Annotated in this window: 22 protein-coding genes; 11 read left to right on the top strand and 11 right to left on the bottom strand. The window is 27.8% G+C overall.

The features are described from left to right. The first annotated feature begins 6 nt into the window (after positions 1–6). Together ACW9XA_RS04575 and ACW9XA_RS04570 are read left to right on the top strand one after the other, a co-directional pair. Entirely contained in the window at positions 7–1,386 is a 1,380-nt protein-coding gene (locus ACW9XA_RS04575; protein ID WP_457763210.1) for a nucleotide sugar dehydrogenase, read from the top strand. A 3-nt stretch (positions 1,387–1,389) separates the two neighbouring features. Then, positions 1,390–2,562 (top strand): asparagine synthase-related protein, encoded by a 1,173-nt coding sequence (locus ACW9XA_RS04570; RefSeq protein WP_457763209.1) that lies wholly within the window; start codon positions 1,390–1,392, stop codon positions 2,560–2,562. 8 nt (positions 2,563–2,570) lie between these two features. Here ACW9XA_RS04570 and ACW9XA_RS04565 read toward each other — a convergent pair whose 3' ends face one another. Together ACW9XA_RS04565 and ACW9XA_RS04560 are read right to left on the bottom strand one after the other, a co-directional pair. Then, positions 2,571–3,623, bottom strand: a complete 1,053-nt coding sequence (locus tag ACW9XA_RS04565; protein ID WP_457763208.1) for a glycosyltransferase — start codon at positions 3,621–3,623, stop codon at positions 2,571–2,573. A gap of 72 nt (positions 3,624–3,695) precedes the next feature. Beyond that, positions 3,696–4,427 (bottom strand): class I SAM-dependent methyltransferase, encoded by a 732-nt coding sequence (locus ACW9XA_RS04560; protein ID WP_457763207.1) that lies wholly within the window; start codon positions 4,425–4,427, stop codon positions 3,696–3,698. A gap of 136 nt (positions 4,428–4,563) precedes the next feature. Here ACW9XA_RS04560 and ACW9XA_RS04555 point away from each other — a divergent pair, with 136 nt between their 5' ends. Both ACW9XA_RS04555 and ACW9XA_RS04550 read left to right on the top strand, forming a co-directional pair. Next, positions 4,564–5,430: a glucosamine inositolphosphorylceramide transferase family protein gene (locus tag ACW9XA_RS04555; RefSeq protein WP_457763206.1), complete on the top strand. Its 867-nt coding sequence runs from the start codon at positions 4,564–4,566 to the stop codon at positions 5,428–5,430. Positions 5,431–5,504: 74 nt separating this feature from the next. Further along, entirely contained in the window at positions 5,505–6,002 is a 498-nt protein-coding gene (locus tag ACW9XA_RS04550; RefSeq protein ID WP_457763205.1) for a hypothetical protein, read from the top strand. Here the strand turns inward: ACW9XA_RS04550 and ACW9XA_RS04545 are convergent, their stop codons facing one another. Continuing rightward, positions 6,003–7,226 (bottom strand): glycosyltransferase, encoded by a 1,224-nt coding sequence (locus ACW9XA_RS04545; RefSeq protein ID WP_457763204.1) that lies wholly within the window; start codon positions 7,224–7,226, stop codon positions 6,003–6,005. Between the two features lie 72 nt (positions 7,227–7,298). On the opposite strand from ACW9XA_RS04545, the gene ACW9XA_RS04540 reads away from it, so the two are divergent. The 3 genes from ACW9XA_RS04540 to ACW9XA_RS04530 all read left to right on the top strand — a co-directional run bounded on the left by ACW9XA_RS04540 (position 7,299) and on the right by ACW9XA_RS04530 (position 10,579). Continuing rightward, on the top strand, positions 7,299–8,519 hold the full coding sequence (locus tag ACW9XA_RS04540; RefSeq protein ID WP_457763203.1) for an asparagine synthase-related protein: 1,221 nt from the start codon (positions 7,299–7,301) through the stop codon (positions 8,517–8,519). A 46-nt stretch (positions 8,520–8,565) separates the two neighbouring features. Then, positions 8,566–9,630: an ATP-grasp domain-containing protein gene (locus tag ACW9XA_RS04535; protein ID WP_457763202.1), complete on the top strand. Its 1,065-nt coding sequence runs from the start codon at positions 8,566–8,568 to the stop codon at positions 9,628–9,630. 70 nt (positions 9,631–9,700) lie between these two features. Next, positions 9,701–10,579 carry an NAD-dependent epimerase/dehydratase family protein gene (locus tag ACW9XA_RS04530; RefSeq protein ID WP_457763201.1) on the top strand — a complete coding sequence of 293 codons (879 nt, stop codon included), beginning with the start codon at positions 9,701–9,703 and terminating at the stop codon, positions 10,577–10,579. Here ACW9XA_RS04530 and ACW9XA_RS04525 read toward each other — a convergent pair. From ACW9XA_RS04525 to ACW9XA_RS04515, 3 genes are read right to left on the bottom strand one after another with little or no spacing between them, the layout of a single operon-like run. After that, entirely contained in the window at positions 10,572–11,417 is an 846-nt protein-coding gene (locus tag ACW9XA_RS04525) for a class I SAM-dependent methyltransferase (protein ID WP_457763200.1), read from the bottom strand. The two genes, ACW9XA_RS04530 and ACW9XA_RS04525, sit on opposite strands and share 8 nt — an antisense overlap. A gap of 13 nt (positions 11,418–11,430) precedes the next feature. Next, positions 11,431–12,444, bottom strand: a complete 1,014-nt coding sequence (locus ACW9XA_RS04520; protein ID WP_457763199.1) for a class I SAM-dependent methyltransferase — start codon at positions 12,442–12,444, stop codon at positions 11,431–11,433. A 3-nt stretch (positions 12,445–12,447) separates the two neighbouring features. Further along, on the bottom strand, positions 12,448–13,542 hold the full coding sequence (locus ACW9XA_RS04515) for a DegT/DnrJ/EryC1/StrS family aminotransferase (RefSeq protein ID WP_457763198.1): 1,095 nt from the start codon (positions 13,540–13,542) through the stop codon (positions 12,448–12,450). 75 nt (positions 13,543–13,617) lie between these two features. On the opposite strand from ACW9XA_RS04515, the gene ACW9XA_RS04510 reads away from it, so the two are divergent. Further along, positions 13,618–14,499 (top strand): NAD-dependent epimerase/dehydratase family protein, encoded by an 882-nt coding sequence (locus tag ACW9XA_RS04510; protein WP_457763197.1) that lies wholly within the window; start codon positions 13,618–13,620, stop codon positions 14,497–14,499. Between the two features lie 62 nt (positions 14,500–14,561). Further along, positions 14,562–15,899: a nucleotide sugar dehydrogenase gene (locus ACW9XA_RS04505; RefSeq protein ID WP_457763196.1), complete on the top strand. Its 1,338-nt coding sequence runs from the start codon at positions 14,562–14,564 to the stop codon at positions 15,897–15,899. An 8-nt stretch (positions 15,900–15,907) separates the two neighbouring features. Here ACW9XA_RS04505 and ACW9XA_RS04500 read toward each other — a convergent pair whose 3' ends face one another. Continuing rightward, positions 15,908–17,443 carry an ArnT family glycosyltransferase gene (locus tag ACW9XA_RS04500; RefSeq protein WP_457763195.1) on the bottom strand — a complete coding sequence of 512 codons (1,536 nt, stop codon included), beginning with the start codon at positions 17,441–17,443 and terminating at the stop codon, positions 15,908–15,910. A 171-nt stretch (positions 17,444–17,614) separates the two neighbouring features. On the opposite strand from ACW9XA_RS04500, the gene ACW9XA_RS04495 reads away from it, so the two are divergent. Further along, positions 17,615–19,054: a B12-binding domain-containing radical SAM protein gene (locus tag ACW9XA_RS04495; protein ID WP_457763194.1), complete on the top strand. Its 1,440-nt coding sequence runs from the start codon at positions 17,615–17,617 to the stop codon at positions 19,052–19,054. 8 nt (positions 19,055–19,062) lie between these two features. After that, positions 19,063–19,959, top strand: a complete 897-nt coding sequence (locus tag ACW9XA_RS04490) for a glycosyltransferase family 2 protein (RefSeq protein ID WP_457763193.1) — start codon at positions 19,063–19,065, stop codon at positions 19,957–19,959. Positions 19,960–19,969: 10 nt separating this feature from the next. On the opposite strand, the gene ACW9XA_RS04485 is transcribed toward ACW9XA_RS04490, so the two are convergent. From ACW9XA_RS04485 to ACW9XA_RS04470, 4 genes are read right to left on the bottom strand one after another with little or no spacing between them, the layout of a single operon-like run. Continuing rightward, the gene (locus tag ACW9XA_RS04485) at positions 19,970–20,326 is read right to left on the bottom strand and encodes a holo-ACP synthase (RefSeq protein WP_457763192.1); all 357 of its coding nucleotides are present in this window, start codon (positions 20,324–20,326) and stop codon (positions 19,970–19,972) included. A 4-nt stretch (positions 20,327–20,330) separates the two neighbouring features. Beyond that, positions 20,331–20,753, bottom strand: a complete 423-nt coding sequence (locus ACW9XA_RS04480) for a MaoC family dehydratase (protein WP_457763191.1) — start codon at positions 20,751–20,753, stop codon at positions 20,331–20,333. Next, complete coding sequence (locus ACW9XA_RS04475) at positions 20,746–20,985, bottom strand: acyl carrier protein (protein ID WP_457763190.1); 240 nt, start codon at positions 20,983–20,985, stop codon at positions 20,746–20,748. The genes ACW9XA_RS04480 and ACW9XA_RS04475 overlap by 8 nt, the downstream gene beginning before the upstream one ends. Beyond that, positions 20,985–22,736 carry an HAD-IIIC family phosphatase gene (locus ACW9XA_RS04470; protein ID WP_457763189.1) on the bottom strand — a complete coding sequence of 584 codons (1,752 nt, stop codon included), beginning with the start codon at positions 22,734–22,736 and terminating at the stop codon, positions 20,985–20,987. The genes ACW9XA_RS04475 and ACW9XA_RS04470 overlap by 1 nt, the downstream gene beginning before the upstream one ends. Positions 22,737–22,835 lie beyond the last annotated feature (99 nt).

Genomic DNA, 22,835 nt, shown 5'->3' with positions numbered 1-22,835 from the left:
GGTATAATGACAAGTATGAAAAATATTTTGGAAATGAATGATTTAGAAATAGTCGAATCAATTCAATCAGGAAAATTATCTATATGTGTAATAGGGATTGGAAGAATTGGTTTGCCCACAGCTCTCTCATTTGCCAATTCAGGATTATTAACTATAGGAGTTGATATTAATGAAAAATTAATTGATATGATCAATTCTGGGAATTTCCCCTTAAAGGATGAGCCTGGGTATGATGTGATTTTTAATAAAGTAATCAAGGAAAAAAAATTCCGAACAACAAGTAATTTTTCTGAAGGAGTTAATTCTTGCGATGTGATAGTTTTGTCTCTTCCTACTCCTATGGATAAAAAAAATATTCCTGATTACTCTGCTTTACTTTCTGTAGCTCAAAAATTACATGATGAAATGTCTGATGGTAAATTGATAATCATTGAAAGTACAGTTGAACCCGGTTTTGTTGAAAAGGACTTTCTTGAAATTCTTGAAGGATTTGAAAAAAAATTAGGAAAACATTTCTGTTTAGGAGTCTGTCCTGAAACTGCCAATCCTGGACAAATTCTAAATGATTTTGAAAGATTACCCCGATTAGTTGGAGCTATGGATGAAAAAACACAAAAATTAATCACTAAAATCTATAAACATGTTTTTACAGTAAATTTAATTCCAATGCCTGATTGTAAAACAGCAAATGCTGTAAAATTAACAACAAATGTATTTAGAGATTTAAATATCGCATTTGTAAATGAATTGGCATTAATCTTTGAAAAAGCTGGAATAGATATAATGACAGTTCTTGATGCAGCAAAAACAAAATATAATTTTCAAGTACATTATCCTAGTGCAGGTGTTGGTGGACCGTGTTTACCTGTAAATTCTTACCAAATGATAAATTTTGCAAAAAAATTTACTTCTAAAACTTTTGAATTAGTTGAATATGGAAGAAAAATTAATGAAAAAATGCCTTACCATACTATAGATCTTCTTGAAGATGCATTAAAAGAAATTAAAAAATCATTATCAGGCTCATCTATTTTAGTTTTAGGCGTTTCATACAAACCAGATGTAAAAGACATCCAAATTTCTCCAGTAGAAAAAATTGTTGATTTATTAAAAGAGAAAGGTGCAATTATTTCTATTTATGATCCTTATTTTAAAAATTCAGAAGTATTTGGAATAAAAGTACTTGATGATTTTGTTCAAAATTTAGAAATTTTAGACGGATTAATTATTGCTACTGCACACAAAGATTTTCATAATTTAGATCCGGAATTTTTAAAATCTAAAATGAAAAATCCTATAGTAATTGACTCCAAAAATATCATCGATCAGCATTTGGCAAAAAAAGCTGGATTAATTTATCGTGGAATTGGAAGAGGAAAAATATAATACATGAATATAGATTCCATCAAATCCATTCTTACTCTAAGATATGATTATACTCAAATACCAATTCTTCCAAGATTAAATTGGAAGGATCTAGAAAAAAAAAAAGATTTTTCACTAGAAGATATTTCTAAACAATTAACTTTAAATTTATATAAACAAATACCCCGTGACTACTCTGGACCTATATCAATTTCATTAAGTGGTGGAGTTGATTCATCACTAGCATTATGTATGTTAAAACAAAGTTTTCCTAACAATCAAATTGATGCAATTTCAATAAAATTTTCTGATAGTGCTGATGAAACAGAAACTGCATCAAAAATTGCACAAGAGGTTGGAGTTGATCATCATATAATACAAGTTAATAATTTTCTAGAAAAACTTCCTGATGCAATATCAATCACAAAGCTCCCTTTTTGGGATATTCATTGGATATATGTTGTTGAAAATACAAGAAATTTATCAAATTATCTTGTTTCGGGTGATGGAGGGGATGAATTATTTAGCGGATATGTTTTTCGTTATTCAAAATTTTTATCAAAAATAAATCCTAATTCTAGCCCCAAAGACAAAATTCAGGCATATCTTTCGTGCCATGAGAGAGATCATGTTCCTGAACAAGATCAGATTTTTGAAAAAAAAATGCAATTTAAGTGGGATGATATCTGTGACAAACTTCATCCTTTTTTTGATAATCCCTTATCTCCTATTGAACAAGTCTTTTTAGCTGATTATAATGGAAAATTACTTTATAATTTCTCTATTGTTAACAATTCCATTGCAAAACATTTTAACATTAATTCTGTCACCCCCCTCCTATCTCCTGAAATAATTCAAAAGTCAATTAAAATACCTACAATTCAAAAATATGATTCTTTATCAAATATTGGAAAATTACCGCTAAGAAAACTTTTGAAAAAATTTGGAATTGAAGATCTTATTGAAAAACAAAAACTAGGTTTTTCTGTTAACACTGAAAATCTTTGGAAAAATTATGGGTTTGAAATGGCAAAAGAATATCTTTCTGATGGAAAAATTATTCAAGATGGTTGGATAAAAAATGATTGGGTTCAATCAAATTTGGATAATCAAAATATTGACATTAGACATATCAATAAACTTCTTGGATTGTTATCTTTTGAAATTTGGTATAGGGATATTGAATTACAAAATTAAAAATTTTATCATAATTCAAATTTTTCTTTAACAAATTTTAAAAAATCTTCTGAAATTTTTTCCCATGAAAATTTTTCTTTAACAAATTTTCTTCCTGTTTCTCCAAATTGCATAGATTGTTCATTCATTAAAATTGAAATTTTTTCAATTATGTCTGCATCATCATTCTTTTTTACTAAAAATCCTGTTTTTCCATCTTTCATTAATTCTGGAATTCCACCTACTGATGTTGCTATGGTGGGTTTTTTCATTAATTGTGCCTCTAACAATGTTAAAGGTGCCATATCAATTCCACTTATCAGAGCATAGATATCAATTTCTGAAAGAAACTGTCTTACTCCTTTTGGATATTCCAAATTACCGAGCCATTTAAAATTCCCATATTTTGATAACTCTGAATTAATAATTCTTGCATAGGGTCCATCTCCAACCCAATAAAATGTTAATTTTGGAAATTTTTTTAACACCCTTTTTAAAACAAGCATTTCTTGAGTTTTCCCCCAAATGTTGGCACTTTGTACTAATCCTACACATGGGTGTTTTAGCTTAATTCCTTTTTCATAAAACCAATTCTCTGAGTTGATTCCTTGATACAAAACATGTGTCATCTTTTTAGGAAATATTTCATTAACTCTATTTTCAAGGAATTTACAAATTGGTAAAATACAATCTGCATTTTCAAAAACTTGGTTTCCAATAGATTTCCATTTTTCTATGACAATATTTTTTGGAAATTTTTTATATGTTGTTTCTTTTGCCCATTCTATTTCTTTCCAAAAATCTCCTCTCACATGAACTAAAGTAGGAATTTCTTGTTTAACAGATTCTAAAGCAAAATGTCTAGGCCGATCAACAAGAATAAGATTTGGCTTAAAATCATTTACCAATTTATTAAATTGATTTTTTGTTTGAAACCATTTTGAAATTTTTCTGCTTGGAAATCCATCATACAATTCACTATCAATCACTACTTTAGTTTCGATTTTTAAATTTGAAAGAGATCTGGCAAAATCATTTAGATGAAAATTTTTTGATGGTGAACCTCCTATAAGTAATTTCAATTTCTATAGAACTTGAAATCTACTTACTAATATTAAGATCTATTTACTTTTTATCATATTATAGAAAAATTATCATGTATTTTTCATTGTAAAAATATATGAACTAGGAAAAATAGAAGCAAAATATTTTCTAATTTTATGACCTTTATCCTTAAAAATATTATGTCCAGAATAAACTAATGGACCATTTAATTCATCACAAATTGTATATCCATATGACACAAACAAATTTTTCCATTTATTTTTTGAAAATTTAACAATTTCAATAATAAAAGATTTTTCTGTTCCTAATGGGTGAAGAAACAATAAATTTATCAATTTATTTTTTTTATGATTAAATAGATTTTCTTTATTATTCTTTAAAAATTTGTCAAATTTATTTTTTTCAAACAAATATTTTGGCAATAATAAATAATGCAAAAAATTAGTAATGATTGACCACCAATTTGAAGGGACAATGTGTATAATTAGACCATCTTTTTTTAAAACTCTGTTAATCTCTTTGAATAACAAATTCTTATTTTTTACGTGTGCTATGACATGTGATGAAAAAATTAAATCGAATGAATTTTCTTCAAATTCCAAATTAGTACCATTCATTTTTTTTACATCAAAATATGTTGAAGATGGATCAATATCAATAGAGGTTACATCGAAACCCCAATCAGTTAAAATTTTTGCAAAATATCCGTCTTTTCCTCCAATTTCTAAAATTTTCCTCTTTTTTGAATCTAAAAAATACTTTTCAATGGATTCCAATTCTTGCTTCCGAATAAATTCAAGCCATATTTTTTGAACAATCATTTCCAATCTTTATTTTTTTTCTATATTATATGATTAAATCGCCAAATATACTATTTTGCAACATTTCTAATCCTATATTTTACTTAAAATAACTGAAAATTATAATTAACTTATAGCTAAATAGGTGATATCTAATTTGTTTAAAAAAATTCAATCAAAAATTTCCAATCTGCCTTATTTCTATCAATGGAATATTCTTGTAAAAATAAATGATGAAATTTCTACATCCTTTTCAAAATTCAAAGAAATTACTCCTCCTAAGGATAAATTTTGGGCAGACCCATTTGTACTCTATAAAGATGAAAAATATTATATTTTTTTAGAAGAATTTCTAAATTCTAAGAATAAAGGACACTTGTCAGTGTTCACAATTGACAAAGATGAAAATTACACTGAACCTGTAAAATTTTTAGAACGTGATTATCATTTATCATACCCCTCAATTTTTGAATTTGAAAATGAATTATATCTAATTCACGGAACTACTCATAATTCAAAATCATATGTTGAATTATTCAAATGTGAAGATTTCCCATTAAAATGGAAATATGATCGTAAATTAATTAGTGATATCCCACTTGTTGATACTACTATGTTTTTTTATAATAAAAAATGGTGGATTTTTGCATGTAATGCAGAAAATGATGGAACCTCACAGTCTAATGAATTAATGTTATTTTATTCTGATTATCCACTTAGTGATAATTGGATTTCACATCCTATGAATCCTATAATATCCGATATTAGAAAAGCTAGACCTGCAGGAAAAATTTTTGAAATGGATAATAAGATTATACGACCTGCACAAAATTGTTATGAAGTGTATGGAAATGGATTTTCTTTTAATGAAATCATAAAATTAAACGAAAATGAATATGAAGAAAAACAATTGGAATTCTTTAAACCTGATTGGAAAAATCATTTAATTGGAACTCATACTTTTAATTATGATCGTGGTTGTACCGTAATTGATTCAAGAAGAAAGCGAAGCCGACTAAATTAGTCAATTTTTAAAAATTTACGCATAAAATTTTATGGTATAGCGTAATTGATATACTACAATAATTAAAAAAAATCATGAGGCAAAATATTGGGTTTCGAGGATGGTTCTATTTTAGACAAGGATGGACTACTTACTTTGCGTTCGTTTTTGCAGCAATTAACACTATGGTAGTTACCTATTATCTCGCAATTGAAAATATTCCTTTCTTGAAGACTGTTTTCCCAACATTTTATGTCTACTTGGCAATCACAGCATCTTTAGGTATTCCACTACTAATTTTTGTAGGGTATGCACATCAGAAAAAAACTGCATCTTACAAAGCTGAAGCTGATATTTTTTATGAATCAAATCCTCATGCATTAAGAACCTATAATGACATAGAGTTACTTTTAAGATTAAATTTGAATTTAGTAAATTTTCTTATTCTAGATAATGAAAAAAACAATATCTCAAATGAAAAATTAAATGAATTAATAAACTTAAAAAATGAAATTGAAACTTATTTTAAGGAAAGAAAAAATAATAAACGAATTGATATTGAATACTTTAAAAAATTTTCAAACTTGACATAATTAACTCCTAGCCAATCTTTCATATTCTTCCTTCCCCCATACCTTGATATTTTTTTCTCTGAATTTTTTGATATAGATTTTTTCAATACTAAGAATAACAAAATTTTCAAATTTATCTAACATTGATAGTTTTCTATCTAAATCTTTGTTCTTTTTTAATACTGTATAAAAAATATTTTCCCAATCTTTTGAAACTAATTTGGGATCTGATATTTTCTTAACATATTCATATTCTTTTTGTGCTAATTCATCTCTAAATTGTTTTGATTCTACTACTTTATCAATAATTTTAGCAATTTCTGCAGGTTCATTTGATTGTGGTAAAAATGGTGGAATAACTAATTCTCCATCAATTATACTTGGTTTATTTGGTTCACTATAACAAATTACCGGTTTTTTACAATATGCAGCTTCTCTTTCTATCCCCCCCTGAATCCCTACTCTCATTTGTCCCATAATTGCATCAACTCCTGAAAAATAGTTCCCTAACTCCTCTCTTTTTATTAATGGAATAAACTTAACCTTATCTGGTTTTGAATTAATTAATTCTTGATTTATTGAGCTTAATTCATCAAATTCTTCAACAGTTGTGTCTTCAATAAACCACTTTACTTGTAATATTTCAAAATCTGATTTACATAGATCAATTGCCTTCCAAATCCGATCAATTCCTTTTTCTAACCCAACTCGTTGTGCAGATAAAATTGTAAATTTTTTCTTTTTTAATTCAACTGGTTTTATTTTCTCATTAAAAATATCTGTATCTACAAATACCCTATCTAATCTTATTGCATCTGATCTGTATTTTTTTAAAGCCAAAAAATATTCTTCAGATGTCGTAATACATGAAATTGATTTATCCAAAATTTTTTTATAAAAATATTTTTCAACAAAATTATAATTCTTATTATCTTTAGAAAAAGGTGGAGTAGTAATATCGTTTCCTACAAAATACATCATGTAATTTATTCCAGCTAAATATGCTATTCTTGCTCCGGCCCAAGGCAAAGCAATGCATAAATCGTATTCATTCTTAATTTTTTTAATTTTTTCTACTTGTTTTGAAATTAATAATGAATCAAAATATTCAATTTCATCTTTTCCTGTAGTAGTTTTATCTACTCCTTTTTTTGGAAAATCTATCAAATGAATTTGTACATTTTTACTAAATTTTTTCATCAAGTAAATATTACTAGTTGAATCCCCAATTGCCAATATTTTCATTTGTAAAATAACAAAAACTGTTATACTATATTATGTATTTATTATTGTGTTTGTACAAGAGTATGAAAAATTATGATCAAAAATTCAAAAATTGATAATATTTACATCCGTAACATGATGACACTCCGATATGACCCTAGACTGATCTCTAATACTGAGAAAACAATATCTAGAAATTTGTCTGATGAACAAAATGATTCATCAGGAGTAAAAACAGAAAAATTACTAAAACAATCTTTTATTACAAAATTTGGTTCTAATACTTCATCTAAATGTGTTTCATTAAGTAGTGGTATTGATTCTTCTCTATCTTTAGCTCTCTTAAGAAATCTTTATCCTAAAATAAAAATTACTGCGCTATGTGGTGTTTTTGATGAAAGTAATGATGAATCAAGATCAGCAAAAATTATTTCGGAAAAATTCAATGCAGATTTTAAAATTATCAAAATGCCCTCAATTTTTAAAACTTTACCCGAATTAATTTGGATTACAAAAAAACCTAGGTGGAATACTTATACTCATATTATTTCAAAAGAAGCAAAAAAGTTGAACTCTATTTTAATTACAGGTGATGGAGCTGATGAAGTTTTTGGCGGTTACACTTTTCGATATTCAAAGTTTTTAAAATTACATAAAAAAAATGATACTTGGAAAACTAAAACTAAAAATTATTTAGAATGCCATAATCGTGATTGGGTTCCAGATCAAAAATATATGTTTGGAACATCAATTAAATTTTCATGGAATATTATATACAACTATTTTAAAAAATATTTTTTAAATTCATTACTTCCGTTAAAGCAAATTTTTTTAGCAGATTTCAATGGAAAATTAATGTGTGATTTTATTCCTACTGCAAAATCAATTTCAAATTATTATGATATTCAAAATTTTTCACCTTTTTTAAATTCTGATGTTATAAGATTTGGTTTCAGTCTCCCATTAACTCAAAAATATCTTTCTAATACTGGTCAAGGAAAAATTGTTTTGAGACGAATTGCAAAACGATATGAAATTCCCCATATTGAGAGTAAGCAAGGCTTTTCTCCCTCTTTGTTGAATGATTGGAATAAAAATGGAAAAAAATTATTTGATTCTTTAGCAATGGATGAAAAAGCTAACATCTTCAAACAAAAATTAATTGATTACAATTGGGTTGTTTCTTCATTTGAAAAATTATCTCAGGATGGTGATATTAGGTATTTGAATAGATTAATTTCAATTCTATCTCTGGAAATATGGTATAAAATGATAATTTTAAAGGAATTTGATCAAAATTATAAATTCACATAAATCAACTTAATTTAAAATACATCCATGTTTTCTTAATTTTAGAGTTATGACAAATGAAAAAATCTGTGTTTTAATTGCTGGTACTGGTGGGGGCGGAACTGGTATGGAGATATTAAAATCACTCAAAATGGCCACACAAGAATACAAAATTGTTGCCACTGATATGTGGAAAAATAGTTTTGGTTTGATGGAAACTCCCTATAGATATGTGATTCCACCTGCAAATTCTCCTGAATACGTTGATTCATTACTTAAAATTTGTAAAAAAGAAAATGTTCAAGCTATAGCAACTGGATCTGAGCCCGAATTAAAGAAAGTAGCCCAAAACTCCAAGATTTTTGAAGAAAATGGTGTTAAAGTTTTGCTAAATTCATGGGAAACAATTCAGAAATGTACTGATAAATTTACATTAACAAAAATTTTAAAATCACTAAATGTCCCATGTCCAGATTTTTTTCTTTACGAGAATGATGATGACCTATCAAAAATCAAAACTTTTCCAGTAGTGATCAAACCTCGAGTTGGAGGAGGCTCACAAAATGTTTTCCTTGCCATGGATGAAGAAGAGGCAATATTTTTTACAAAATATCTTAAAAAATATGGATTTGAGCCATTAGTTCAAGAATATGTGGGAGATTTTAACAATGAATTCACTGTTGGAATTTTGTATGCAGATAATGGAAAATTACTCACATCTATCGCCATGAACCGTCTATTGGGAAGTGGATTATCTACCCGACAAACAATCGTTTCTAAATCAAACAAAAAATACATTATTTCCTCAGGAATTTCTCAAGGTCTGATAGATGATTTTAAAGAAATTAGAGAAATGGGAATTAAAATTGCTAAAGGTTTACGGGTTAATGGGCCAGTAAATATTCAATGTAGAAAAACAGATGATGAAATTATTCCATTTGAGATCAATCCAAGATTTTCTGGAACTTCTTCTCCACGAAGCTTGGTAGGTTTGAATGAACCTGATATTTTCTGTAGATATAAATTATTTGGAGAAATTCCAACAGAAATTAATTACAAACATGGTTATGTTGTAAGAGGTCTAGTTGAAAAGTTTATAGATTTTAATGAAGCAAAAACTATTCCAACAATATGATTAAACTAATTGTTTTTGATTTTGATGATAGAATTTATAATAAAACAATTATCTAATAATATTAGATACTTTGAAGGTTCTTTTAACAGGCAATACTGGTTTTGTAGGGAGTAATATTGGAAATTTTTTACTAAAAAAAGGATATGTGGTTGAAGGAATTTCCAGAAAAACAATCTCTAGGGATTATCTAACTCATAGTTTTGATCTTAAAAAATCTAATTTTATTGAAAGATTTCAACCCAAAACTAAATTTGATGCAATTATTCACTGTGCTGCAATTACCGACGAGTTGGATATTTCTACCATATTTGAAAATAACATACTTTCAACTTTGAACATTCTAAATTTTTGTAAATTACAAAAAATTAAAAAATTTGTTTTAATTTCTGGTCATAATGTCTATTCACAACACTCTCATACTCCAATTCATGAAAAATCAAAGATTGCCCCATCATCAAATTATGGATTAACGAAGCTCATTCAAGAAAATTTAACACAATTTTTTGCTAAAAATTTTTTGATTAATGTTGTAATACTTAGACTTTCATACACATATGGTGCAAATCAAGATTCCAAAAAAATGATTCCTACATTAATTAACAAATATGTAAATTCAGAACCTATTAAACTAGACAGATATGTTAATGGCTTTCAAAAAATTGATTTGATAAATATTCAAGATGTTTGTAAGGTAATTCCAAATACATTAAAACTAAAAAAACAATTTGATATTTTTAATATTGCATCTGGAAAAACTGTTACAGTTAAAGACATTATAAAAATTTTAAAACAAAATATGAAATCAAAATCATTAATTTCAATTAATGACATTAATAAAAAAATTAATCATTTTCAATACAACATTGATCATGCAAAAAAAATTCTTAATTTTAAACCATCTACAGATCTTGAGAAAGGAATAAATTCATTAATTCCTGATTTTACTTAATTGCAATAATCCTAACATATTTGAATAAGTTTCTTGATAATGGTAAACATTTTTGTAAGTGTTCTTTAATTAAATGATCTGTATTTTTTGAAATTTCATGCTTTACAAATCCTTCCCCAAGATACCATTCATAATTATAAAAGATTTTTCTAAAACCAATTTTTTTCATTATGTTTCTGATCTCCTCTTCTTTGAATCCCCCTTTAGCAGTTTTTTGATATTCTGATTTGATGATAGTTTTTTTCCCTGCAGTATTCAAACTTTTCATTTTTTTCTTTTTATAACCATCTGTAGGATCATTCACATGAATAACTTCATTTTTTAGAAATTCATTTTCAATTTTTCTAGGATCAAATTGTTTTCCATTTTCCCAATAATAATAATTGGGATCTTGATCAGAATAAAAAATTCCATTTTTCTTTAAGCATCTATATGCTTCTTTTAGTGTGGGAGTTAAATCATACAAATGATGTAGAAATCCATACGAGGTACAAATGTCAAAAAAGTTATCTCTAAATGGTAAAACAGAAGTGTTGCCTCTTGCAAGTTCTACATTTCCTTTCTTATTAACTTCTTTTAACATTTCATTTGAAATATCAATACCAATAACATTTGTACTAAATTTTTTTGCTATATCTATCACAAAACCCGTTCCACATCCTATATCAAGAATTTTTGGATTATTTTTTTTAATTAAAAAACCTTTAAAATATTTTTTAACTCGTTTAATATTTTCTGGCTTGTAGCTAGGTTCTTCTAAATTATAATCTTTAGCTTTATGTTTGAAAAATTTTAAATTTGCATCAATTATCTCATTTTCCATTTTTTTGATTTTCATGATATTCCCCTGATTATTGTTTCCTTGCAAGACATGTGTATCCTGCATCACTTTCTTTCAAAAATTTTATTCTTAATTTAAAATCTTTACACCATTCTTCAATTTCTTTCTTTGTATGTCTCCAAGCAAATTTTGGATGATACCAATCAAAATTTACTACATTTGAATATTCAAATCCCCATTTCTCGTTCCAAAAACATTTAAAAAAATGATTGTAAACAAATTGTTGCAAATCATATTTTCCTTTTTTTATGCCTAATAGAGGTAGATCTTCAGAAATTTTTATAGTGATTTTTTGTTTGTTTAAATCTTTACCAAATTTTGTTATACTTTCCATTTTCTTTAGAGATTGCTGTGGTGATGTGCCACTAATTTCTTGCCGAATATAATCATCTACAAATTCCCTAATTGGCGATTTTTTCTTGTATACATAAAATAAGCAATCCCCTCCAGGTTTCAATTTTTTTATAATGTTTTTTAGAGCATTTTTGGTATTTGGTGTATGATGTAGAACTCCATTACTCACAATCACATCAAATGATTTATCTTTATACGGCAAATTATTAAGATCTGCTTGTGCTAGAATTGGGCTTTTACAATAATTTTTGATCGCGTTAGGCACTTTATAGACTGCAGTTGAAATATCAATTCCGTGAAATTCCTTTGCTTGTCCAGCCCATAATCTTGCTGTTGAGCCACTACCTACTCCAATATCCAGAACAGTTTTATTTTTTAGAAATGATAAATCTTTTTCTGAAATTCCCATAAACCCCAGAATCGGCCCTTTCAATTTGGTTTCAAATTCTTTGTCATTTTGACCAAAACTAGAATTTGTCCATTTATAACCAAACGATTTACTTACTTGATTTTGTTTTTTATTCTGTATACTTTCTACAAAATTTGGAATTCCATTAGTAATTTTAAATTTATTATCTTTAGAAACTAAAAAATTATTTTTTTCAATTAATGAATTACCTGTTTGTGGATCCACCCATAAAATGAGTCTTTTTTTTGTATTTTTATTCATAAATTAACCATTTAATGTTTTATCAATAATCCTACAGATATTTTCTTGATCATCTTGAGTCAAATTTTTGTGTAAAGGCAGTGTTAAAGCATTTTTAAATAATAACTCTGAATTTTTTAAATCATCCACTTTTTTCATATTTTTGTATGCAGGCTCTAGATGTAATGCATATGTACCTATTTGACTTTGAATATTTTCTTTTGCTAGGGCCTCTCTGATTTTATCTCTAAAATTTTCTTTTTCTACATAACATGTGTAGGATTGATATGTTTGTCTAGTGTTTTTTCCAACATAAGCTGGTTTTATCCCATCAATCTTTTCAATTAATTCATGATATGTCTTTGCTTTAGATATTCTATCAGAAACAATCTTCTCGATCTTTTTCATTTGAACCACACCTATTGCACTTAGTATGTTTGATAATTTGTAATTCGTTCCTATACTTTCAAAAGAAGATCCTTTAGCTCCAAAGTGTTTAAACGAATAACATTTTTCTGCAATTTCATCATTATCTGTAGTTATCATCCCTCCTTCACCTGTTGTGATTACTTTCCTAGGATGAAAACTAAAACAAGAATAATCAGCAATTTTTCCTACATACTCTTCTCCAATTTTAGCCCCCAAACTACATGCTGAATCCTCTAGCATTTTCAAACCTAATTTCTCACTTTTTCGATAGATTTCTTTTTCTAATGGAACTCCTGCCCATGAAACTGGACTAAAAACTGTCATTTTCTCATCATATGCTTCTTCAAGAATTTCTGTAGTCATATTCATACTAGCAATATCTACATCAGCTAAAACTGGAATTCCACCTGCCAATACAACTGCTTCTGCAGTAGCTGGATATGTGTAATCTGGAACAATCACTTCTTGACCTTTGATATCTAGACACTCTAAAACTGCATGAAGTCCAGTTGTACATGATGTTACTGCAATTGCATGTTTGACACCTAAATAATCAGCGACCATTTTCTCAAATTCTTTTGTCGTAGCTCCTTCAGTTAGAAATCCAGTACCCATCACTTTTCTAATTTCATCAATTTCTTCTTCTCCTACATCTGGTACTGCTAATGGAACAACTTTTTTTTCTGACATAATTTTGACCATCCATTCTCTTGTATTAAGGTATTTTTTAGGAAGCTTTTTTACTTTACAAGAGTAGGCATTTTTATGAAAATTCTGATTATGGGTTCTGAAGGATTTGTAGGACAAAACTTGGTAAGTGGATTATCTAAAAAACATGATGTTCTAAGATCTGATCAGTTAGACTCAAATGAAAAAAATTACTTCAAATGTGATATTACAAATAATGATTCTGTTGAATCTGTAGTAAAAGATGTAGATGCAGTTATCCATCTTACTGCTCATTCACTTGTATCATCATTGGATGGTTCTATTGCTAATGCTCAAGTAAACATAATTGGATTACTTAATCTACTTGAAAGTTGCAGAAAAAATTCTATATCTAAAGTAATTTTTACTTCAGCATCTTCCTTAATTGGAGAACCCTCATCCTTTCATGTAGATGAAGTCCATATTCCAAAACCTAAAACAGCCTATGGAATAACTAAATTAACATCAGAACATTACCTCCGTCTATACCATGAATTATATGACATTGATTACACCGTTTTTAGATTTTTCAATATTTACGGACCATTTCAAAAAAATGGATTAATTCCATCTATCTATAAAAAAATAAAAAATAATGAACCAATTACAATTTTTGGTAAAGGAGATCAAATCCGTGATTATGTCTACATTGAAGATGTAATCCCGTTTTTTGAGAAAGCGGCAACTTCTGAAATTGGAAAAAATAAGGTTTTGAATATGGGTACAGGAAAAGGGACAACAATACTAGAGATTGTTAAAGAAATGTCAAAAATACTTGAAATAGAACCTAAAATTGAGTTTCAGCCTGCTAGACCTGGCGAGATTGGAAATTTTGTTTCTGATACTGTGTTGTTAGATAAAGTATTTGGATCTGTACCCTCAACAGATGTATCTGCAGGTCTTACCCAAACTATCAATTGGCTAAAAAATAATCCATAACTATCTTTAGCATTCTATAAAACGGCATGATTAAATTAGTACTTTTTTACCTAGTGCTATAGTTGGTTACTAAAAAACAGATTTTGTCTAAAGAAGTATTTGCAATCTATGGACTAGGTAATGTTGGAGGCTCTATTGCTGCTGTTTGGCTTAGACATGGTGCAAAAGTAATTGGAGTAGATATTTCAAAATCTCTTTTGACACAGATAAAAAATGGTAGTTCTCATAAAAAAGAACCTTTCTTGTCTGAAACTTTTTCATCCGCACTTAAAAAAAAATCCTTAATTTTGACTTCAGACGGAATAGATGCATCTAAAAATTCCACAGTCAAAATAATTGTAGTTCCAGTTGGATTAAAAAATAATAAAGCTGATCTCAAAGCAGTTGTAGCTGTTGCTAAAAATATTGGCAAAGGACTAAAAAAAGCAGATACTGTTATTTTATCACCTTCTGTTCCTCCAGGTACTAGTGAAAAAATTGTCTTACCAATTCTTGAAAAAGAAAGTAAATTAAAAGCTGAAAGAGACTTTTTCTTAATATATAATCCTGAAAGAATTTTTGAAGGAAGAGCTGTCAAAGATATTGAAGAAAACTATCCTGCAATTATTTCTGGATATGGATCAAAAAGTCTGAAAAAAGCTGAAATTCTTTTTAAAATAATTTCAAAAAAAGGTGTGCTTAAAATGCCTTCATTATCTGAAGCAGAAGCTGAAAAATTATTTGAAGGTGCATATAGAGATGTAAATATAGCACTTGCCAATGAATTGGCAGATTATTGTGAAAAAATTGGAATAAATTATTGGGATACTAGAAAAGCTGCAAACTCTCAACCTTTCTGCCATCTACACTATCCAGGAACTGGTGTAGGTGGTCTTTGCATTCCTGTTTATCCTAGAATTATAATAGAGGATGCATCAAAAATCGGAAAAACAATGCACCTATTACAATATTCTAGAAAAATTAATGATAGCATGCCCAAAAAATGTGTTGAAGAGTCTATAAAATTATTATCTAAAAATAAAATTAAACCTAAAAATGCAAAAATCGCTGTACTGGGATTAGGTTTCAGAGGTGAAGTTACTGATACTAGATTATCCCCTACATATGATGTTGTTAATGAATTTCTTAAAAATAAATGTAAAGTTATTGTACATGATCCTTATATTTTTGAAGATAAAAAATTACCTACATCTGTTCCTCTAACAAAAAATATTTTGGATGCTACAAAGAATGCCAATCTGATCTTTGTTTCATCTGATCATAAAATTTATTCTAAACTTTCTTCCAAATCATTTTCAAAAGAAAAAAAATTAACTCTGTTTTATGATGGACGAAATATTCTTAACCCTAAATTATTCTCAGAAGGAATTCTTAATATTATTGGTATTGGAAAAAACTAATTTTTTTCTTATATTTTTTCATCATGATATTTATCAAAATTAATTTTGAAAATTTTTAAATGTATGTTATATCCATATTTTTTAGAATCATATTCTTTTGTAAGGAATTTATAATTTCCTTCTTTTTTGAAAATATCATCTAAAAAAGTATAATTGTTGTTTTCTTTTATTATCAAATGAGTCAATTCCTTTTTGTTCGCTATTTCCATAAATTCTTCCAAAGAATTTACTCTTGAAATATTTACAACTTTCATTGTATGTGATTCAATTTCACTTGAATTTACTGGAAAAATCTGCATCTTTTCTAATTCTGAAGGAATTCTATATGATGTCTCATAACCAAAATTATTTACAATCTTTTTATTATCAGTAATATTTTTCATCAAATCAAACATTTCTAACTCATTTTCTATATCAATATCTTTCAAAATAAGAAATCCAGAAGACGAAATGATTAATCCTACGACAATCCCTATTTCTAAGATAGAAAATTTTTTGGCATTTAGATTTATCTTATTTAGAAAGAATAATGCTAATATTGAAAAAATTGGATAAAGTGGAAAAAGATATCTTGTCTCATTTGTAAATGAGAATGCATATAGCGTGGGTAGAGAAATAAAAAATAACAATGTAAAAATTATTCCAGTTTTTTGATTTTTAGAGATCAATAAAATGATAAATCCTGCAGGCACAAAAAATATCCAAACGGGAAGTTGTGACCATCCAAGAAATTTTATAAAATTTATCGTACCATCTATCAATAAATTAATCGGACCGCCAACTGATTTTGTTTCTGGGCTTGAATAGATTTCTATAACTCCAGAATCAATTCTGGAGAATAATCCATCATTTTCATTTTCCAAATATCTTTGATATGTTACAGTGCTTAAAATTGTAGATATGATTAACAAGCAAATCAAAATTCTTAAAATAGATTTTTTTGAAATACTTTTCTGCCAAAAATATACTATAACAAATGCTGGAATTAAGAATAATCCTTCACTTCTGACTATTATTGAAAGTCCTAAAATAGTAAAGGCTAAAAATTCAAAATTTTTTCTAGACTTGATTAAAAAAACTACTGCTATGGTCAATCCAATTATGTAAAGAGGATCAGAAATTCCAAATGTTGAATTTTGAACAATTCTTGGTTCAAAAACAAACAAAATGCTTCCTAATAATGCTAAATTATTTGAAAAGAATTTTTTTCCAAGAAAATAAATTGGAATTACAGTCAATGATGATATTATTATTGAAATAACCTTTTGTAATCCCATAAAATCCATATAATTATTTGAATTAAACATACTGAAAAAAAAGCTCAAAAATAATGGCCAACCTGTATTATGAACTTTAAAAGAATTTACTGATCCACCTAAACTATGATCAACTGCATACAAAAAATATTGTAAATTATCTGAATTAAGCGGTAATTCAAAATGAGAAAATACTAATCTAAAATAAATCCCTGAAGCAATAATTACTCCCAAAAGAAATACTGTTTTTTTTGGCGTTAGTTTTAATTCTAAATTACTCTGAGACATTCTGGTTAATCCTAATTTCTCTTATGTTAAGCAATATGTATAAGAAAATTTTGAATTTTTTATCATTTATAGGCATTAAAATTAAGGCTAATTTTCAAAAATATCACAATCAGTCCTAATGTCGAATAATTTCCATTGATGTTTAAATAATGTTCTAAAGAAAGACATAATGTGAAATATAAGCAGATTTTACTTACCAGACCTCCAACTGGCTCAAATGCTTTACAGGGAGGATCTGATAGAGATCCTCATCCACAACCACCTTTAGGATTGGCATATCTTGCAGGCGTAATTGAAAGAATGGATGATGTTAATGTTTTAGATATTCTTGATGGTAATTTTTCAGAAAATTATGTTTACGATGTTAAAATGGCAGTAAAAAAATACAATCCTGATTTTGTAGGTTTTAGTGCATTTACTCCTTTTGCAAATCCTGCATTAGAAGCTGCAACTGCTGTGAAGGAAGTAAATCCGTCAATTCTTACAGTTTTAGGGGGCCCTCATGCGGTTCTTGCCGATGTTACCATGAGAAAATGTCCTGCATTAGATGTAATTGTTTATGATGAAGGTGAAGGACAAATTGAAGAAATTGTTTCTGGAAAACCTCTCTCAGAAGTTTCTGGAATTTTTATTAGACAAAATGGTAAAGTGGTCCCAACAGCTCCTCGCTCATACATTGATAATATGGATTCACTTCCGTATCCCGCATATCACAAATTACCTAATTTCCCTGATGGATACCATCCACATCCTCCAAAAAGTACCGGTAAGAAATGGTGTAGCATAATGTGGTCAAGAGGGTGCCCATTTTTCTGTAATTATTGTAATAGGGAAAATAGTTTTGGATTGCAGTTTAGAAATCAATCTCCTGAATATGTAATTGATCATATCAAATATCTTCATTCAGAATATGGAATTGAAGAATTAACTTTCTATGATGATGTTATGTCTCTTAATAGAAAAGCAACTATGAAATTAATGAAAGAGATGACTCCGGAAAAACTTGGATTCAAACTAGACTGGGATGCAGAAACTCGTGTTGATTTAGTTGATCAAGAATTACTTTATGCCATGAAAAAAGCAGGATGTAGAATGATTTCATATGGTATAGAACATGGAGAATTTATTCATGAAATTAAAGGTGGAAGGGCAACATTACAACAAGCTGAAGATGCTATCAAATGGACTCATAAAGCAAAAATACAAACTGTGGGATATTTTATGATAGGATTACCTAAAGAAACTGAAGAAACAATCAAGAAAACCATATCTTTTGCAAAAAAGCTCAATTGCACATATGCCATGTTTGCAATAACTATGCCATTCCCAGGAAACAAATTGTATGATGAAGCAGTAAAATCAGGTTTAGTAAAACTAGATGAAACATGGGACAAGTTTGTTTATTCTGGAGTGGGTGTAGGTGGTATTCAAGCACCTGTTTTAACCACAAATGCATTATCTGCAACAGATTTGGAATCTTGGGCTAAAAAAGCGTACAAGGAATATTATTTCAGACCCTCCTATATTTTGAACAAGTTTTTTAGTGCCAGAAGCATTAAAGATTTGAAAATGTTTTACGATGGCTATAAAATGTTAAAAAAAGACATGTAGTGAATTTTATGGAAATTACAATAGGAATTCCAGCATATAATGAAGAAAAAAACATTTCAACCATAATTAAAAAATTACAAAAAATCACAGATAGGATAATTGTATGTGATGATGGTTCTACTGACTCAACTGGGAAAATCGCCAAAGAACTAGGTGTAACTGTAATTCGACATGAAAAAAATATGGGTTATGGTTCTGCAATTCGTTCAATTTTTTTAAAAGCACGTGAACAAAAATCTGAAATTTTAATCACTTTAGATTCTGATGGTCAACATAAAATTGAAGATATTCAAACAATTTTAGAACCAATCAAAAATGGTAAAGCTGATCTTGTAATTGGTTCTAGATTTTTAAATAATGATGGAAAAAATGTCCCAAGGTACAGAAAAGTGGGAATCAAAGTTCTTACAAAATTAGCAAATACTTCAATGGAACAAAACATAACTGACTCACAAAGTGGTTTTCGCGGATATGGAAAACGAGTAATTGATGAAATAATTCCCGTAGAATCTGGAATGGGTGTATCTAATGAGATATTAATTAAAGCAAGTAAAAAAGGATTCCAAATTGTTGAGGTTCCAATAGTCATTCTATATGATGGGGATACCTCTTCCCAAAACCCTCTGTCTCATGGAACATCTGTTTTGTTAAGCACGATAAAATTCATCTCAATGGAACATCCACTAAAATTTTATGGAATACCTGGAATTATTTTCCTTGTAATTGGAATGATATTTCTAATTTATACTGTTAGTCTTTTCACTGAAACACGACAAATTCTTTTAAGTTCAGCAATAATCGGAGTTGGTTCTGTAACATTTGGAATTGTTTTGATACAATCTGCTATACTTCTTTATGCAATGGTTAATCTTATTAGAAAAAAAATCTTAAAAAATAATTTTTAAAATTAAATTTTCAATTTTTCTTTTCAAATGAAATTACAACTGCGATAGCAATTTTTTTATCATGACTAACAGAAACTTGAAATTGATATTTTTTTTTGCTTTTTTTAATTTTAATGCTAGGTTTTGATTTAATATGTATTGTTTCTATATCTAACATATGTATATTTTCTGTAATTGATTTAATCGTAGCTTCTTTAATGGCAAATTTTCCTGCAAATCTTTCATAGGGATTTTTGTATTTAAGACAATATGAAATTTCTGATGGTAAAAAAATTTTTTTGTAAAATCCTGGTTTTTTTTCAAATTTTATTCTTTCAAATTTTTCAACGTCTGTAATATCTATGCCAATTCCTACTTCCTTGAACATTTCTTTATCTAACCAATACTTGTGCAGTTCCTTCAACCAATGATTTCCCATCTTGATTTTTAATTGTAGTTTTTAATTTGATTATTTTTGTAGACTCACTTTTATCCATAACTTCTCCTTTTACCGTAACTTGATCAGCTATGAAACATGGTCCAACAAAATTTAGATTTTGAGAGAAATAAAGAGCATTTTTTCCTGGTAAATACATTCCAACTAATCTTGAAAAGAATGACGACAATAACATGCCATGACATACTCTTTTACCAAATTTTGTTTTTATTGCATATTGCTCATCCATATGTAACGGATTAAAATCACCTGAAATTTTAGCAAAATTATCCACTATTTCGTCATTAATAATAACTTCAAAAGAGTGTTTTAACCCAATTTCGATTTTATCAAATGAATAATCTAACGGATCATTCATCTACGTTTATTCCCTTATTTCCTAAATGTCTTTTAATGTCTGCAATATTTTTTACATCCATTGCTTCATTGATAGTGAATTTTACCTCAAATCCAGTCTCTAACTCATTAAGTAATACATATCCATTAAAAGAAGTCCAATTCTCAATCGTTTCTGGTCCTAGTTCGTCAGTAATAACCGAAATATCTATTTTCATCACTTGTGAAATTATTTGATAAAGTTTTTTCAACATTAATCCACCTGTATCTTTAGGTATTCTGGAAATTTAATCTTTGATTTTATTGTATAAGTCCAAGATTTTCCTTCTTTTTCAAACTCACAATTTGGCAAAAAATTCTCAATTGGTTTATTTTTTTGTGTTGGAAGAAAATCTGCTTTTATTTTTTCTACTTTATGTTCATATGCTGTATTAACAATGTATGCCATTATTCCTTTTTCAATATCTCTACCCATTATCCTACAACTCATAAGAAATGTATCTATTACCCATTCTTTTTCATTTTCTTTTTTAATAATGAATACACCTGTAATTCCATTATCTCCAAATTTGTCTTCAACTTGAGCACAACCGACAATAAAATTTGTATCTTGAATCATTTTTTTGATATCTGTTTCTTGATATCTTTTTGTAGTGAGATTAAACTGATTGGTTTTTAAAATTAATTGCGATACTCTGGGTAATGTAAATTCATCAACTTTTTTAATGGAAATTTTTAGATTAAGTTGGCTAAGAAATGTTTGAAGATCTGGAGTTGACTCTTCTAATTTAGTAATCATTTTTTGTTTAAAATACATTTTACCTCTATTCTTATCCTCATCAGTGATTTTTAAAACACTAAAATCAATAATATTTTCAATAGTAGAAGCATATGTAGATGGATCATCTGAAATATCTACAACTAAAATTTCTGGAAAAATAGATTTAACGAATTCCCTATTTACAGGATCATCATCTATGAAAACTAGACTGTCTAAACCAATGTTCATTTCTTGAATTAATTCTTTCATGTTCGTAACTTTATCTTTCCAATTAATCCGCATTGAAGCAAAATGCTCTTCTTTTAAAACCATGTAAGGATGTTCTTTAATGACTTTAATTGCATCATCAAAATTATTTTTACTATTAATTGCTAAAATAATTCCTCTCTGATGTAATGATAACAACACACGTTGAAATTCTATAAATGCATTTCCTGGAGGTTCAGGACCCAACTTGATTCCATTAAAACCATCTTCACCAATAATGCCGCCCCAAAGCGTATTATCTAGATCCAAAACAATACATTTTTTTGTAATCCCAAGATAAGCAATCACATATTTCATTAAATCTTGTCCAAAAACAGGCAAGTATTCCATTGAAATTTTCAAATCCCCAAAAAAGAATTGACTATAATCAAAAACGTGATCTTCTCCATTCTTTGCAACAAACTTTTCAAAATCATAAACAAACACATTTTCAGAACTAAGATAATTTTTAGTTAATTTATGATTAAAATCTTCTATCATATTTTGAAAACTATATTCCGTTTTTGATTCAAAAATACCATTCGGAGAAAATGTTGGAGTAGTTAATTTTGATATAACAAGTTTTGAATTTGTTTTTTCAACAAATTTATCTATCAAGTTTTTTAGCTCATTAATTTTTTTCCTAACAAATTGTTCTCTATCAGAATTAGATATAGAATAAGGAAAACGAAAGATCTCTCCAAAAATACTTCTTGTATCTATAATTAAAAATGTAATATCTGGTAAAAATTTGTAAAGATTACTTTCTTGATTTAAAATTTCTTGAGAATATTGATTATACGGAGCTTCATATACAATGCAAGAAATATTCCTTTCTGCAGATTTTACTTGAAGAATTTCTTTTAACCCATTAATTGTAAAGCTTGACAAAAGACCAATTCTAATTTTTCTATCCATTACTTCCGTAATCTCTTTAGATTTGTTGATGTAATAGGAAAGTGATTTTTCTTCAGGCATGCTGATTATCTTTCTTTTTTCATGTTAATTATATTAACGATTAATTTACACAATTTATCAGAAACCTTTTAGATGTAGTTTTATTTTTGCAATATTATC

The sequence above is a fragment of the Candidatus Nitrosopumilus sp. bin_6a genome (genome assembly GCF_054095695.1).
Note: the sequence above shows the minus strand (reverse complement) of the source record. Positions and strands in the feature narration are given on the sequence as shown.

Excerpts from the sequence above, each read along its gene's own strand:
- ACW9XA_RS04575 (WP_457763210.1), top strand. The coding sequence starts at position 7 with ATGACAAGTATGAAAAATATTTTGGAAATGAATGATTTAGAAATAGTC.
- ACW9XA_RS04570 (WP_457763209.1), top strand. The coding sequence starts at position 1,390 with ATGAATATAGATTCCATCAAATCCATTCTTACTCTAAGATATGATTAT.
- ACW9XA_RS04560 (WP_457763207.1), bottom strand. The coding sequence starts at position 4,427 with ATGATTGTTCAAAAAATATGGCTTGAATTTATTCGGAAGCAAGAATTG.
- ACW9XA_RS04550 (WP_457763205.1), top strand. The coding sequence starts at position 5,505 with ATGAGGCAAAATATTGGGTTTCGAGGATGGTTCTATTTTAGACAAGGA.
- ACW9XA_RS04545 (WP_457763204.1), bottom strand. The coding sequence starts at position 7,226 with ATGAAAATATTGGCAATTGGGGATTCAACTAGTAATATTTACTTGATG.
- ACW9XA_RS04540 (WP_457763203.1), top strand. The coding sequence starts at position 7,299 with ATGATCAAAAATTCAAAAATTGATAATATTTACATCCGTAACATGATG.
- ACW9XA_RS04535 (WP_457763202.1), top strand. The coding sequence starts at position 8,566 with ATGACAAATGAAAAAATCTGTGTTTTAATTGCTGGTACTGGTGGGGGC.
- ACW9XA_RS04525 (WP_457763200.1), bottom strand. The coding sequence starts at position 11,417 with ATGAAAATCAAAAAAATGGAAAATGAGATAATTGATGCAAATTTAAAA.
- ACW9XA_RS04520 (WP_457763199.1), bottom strand. The coding sequence starts at position 12,444 with ATGAATAAAAATACAAAAAAAAGACTCATTTTATGGGTGGATCCACAA.
- ACW9XA_RS04515 (WP_457763198.1), bottom strand. The coding sequence starts at position 13,542 with ATGTCAGAAAAAAAAGTTGTTCCATTAGCAGTACCAGATGTAGGAGAA.
- ACW9XA_RS04510 (WP_457763197.1), top strand. The coding sequence starts at position 13,618 with ATGAAAATTCTGATTATGGGTTCTGAAGGATTTGTAGGACAAAACTTG.
- ACW9XA_RS04500 (WP_457763195.1), bottom strand. The coding sequence starts at position 17,443 with ATGTCTCAGAGTAATTTAGAATTAAAACTAACGCCAAAAAAAACAGTA.
- ACW9XA_RS04490 (WP_457763193.1), top strand. The coding sequence starts at position 19,063 with ATGGAAATTACAATAGGAATTCCAGCATATAATGAAGAAAAAAACATT.
- ACW9XA_RS04485 (WP_457763192.1), bottom strand. The coding sequence starts at position 20,326 with ATGTTCAAGGAAGTAGGAATTGGCATAGATATTACAGACGTTGAAAAA.
- ACW9XA_RS04480 (WP_457763191.1), bottom strand. The coding sequence starts at position 20,753 with ATGAATGATCCGTTAGATTATTCATTTGATAAAATCGAAATTGGGTTA.
- ACW9XA_RS04475 (WP_457763190.1), bottom strand. The coding sequence starts at position 20,985 with ATGTTGAAAAAACTTTATCAAATAATTTCACAAGTGATGAAAATAGAT.
- ACW9XA_RS04470 (WP_457763189.1), bottom strand. The coding sequence starts at position 22,736 with ATGCCTGAAGAAAAATCACTTTCCTATTACATCAACAAATCTAAAGAG.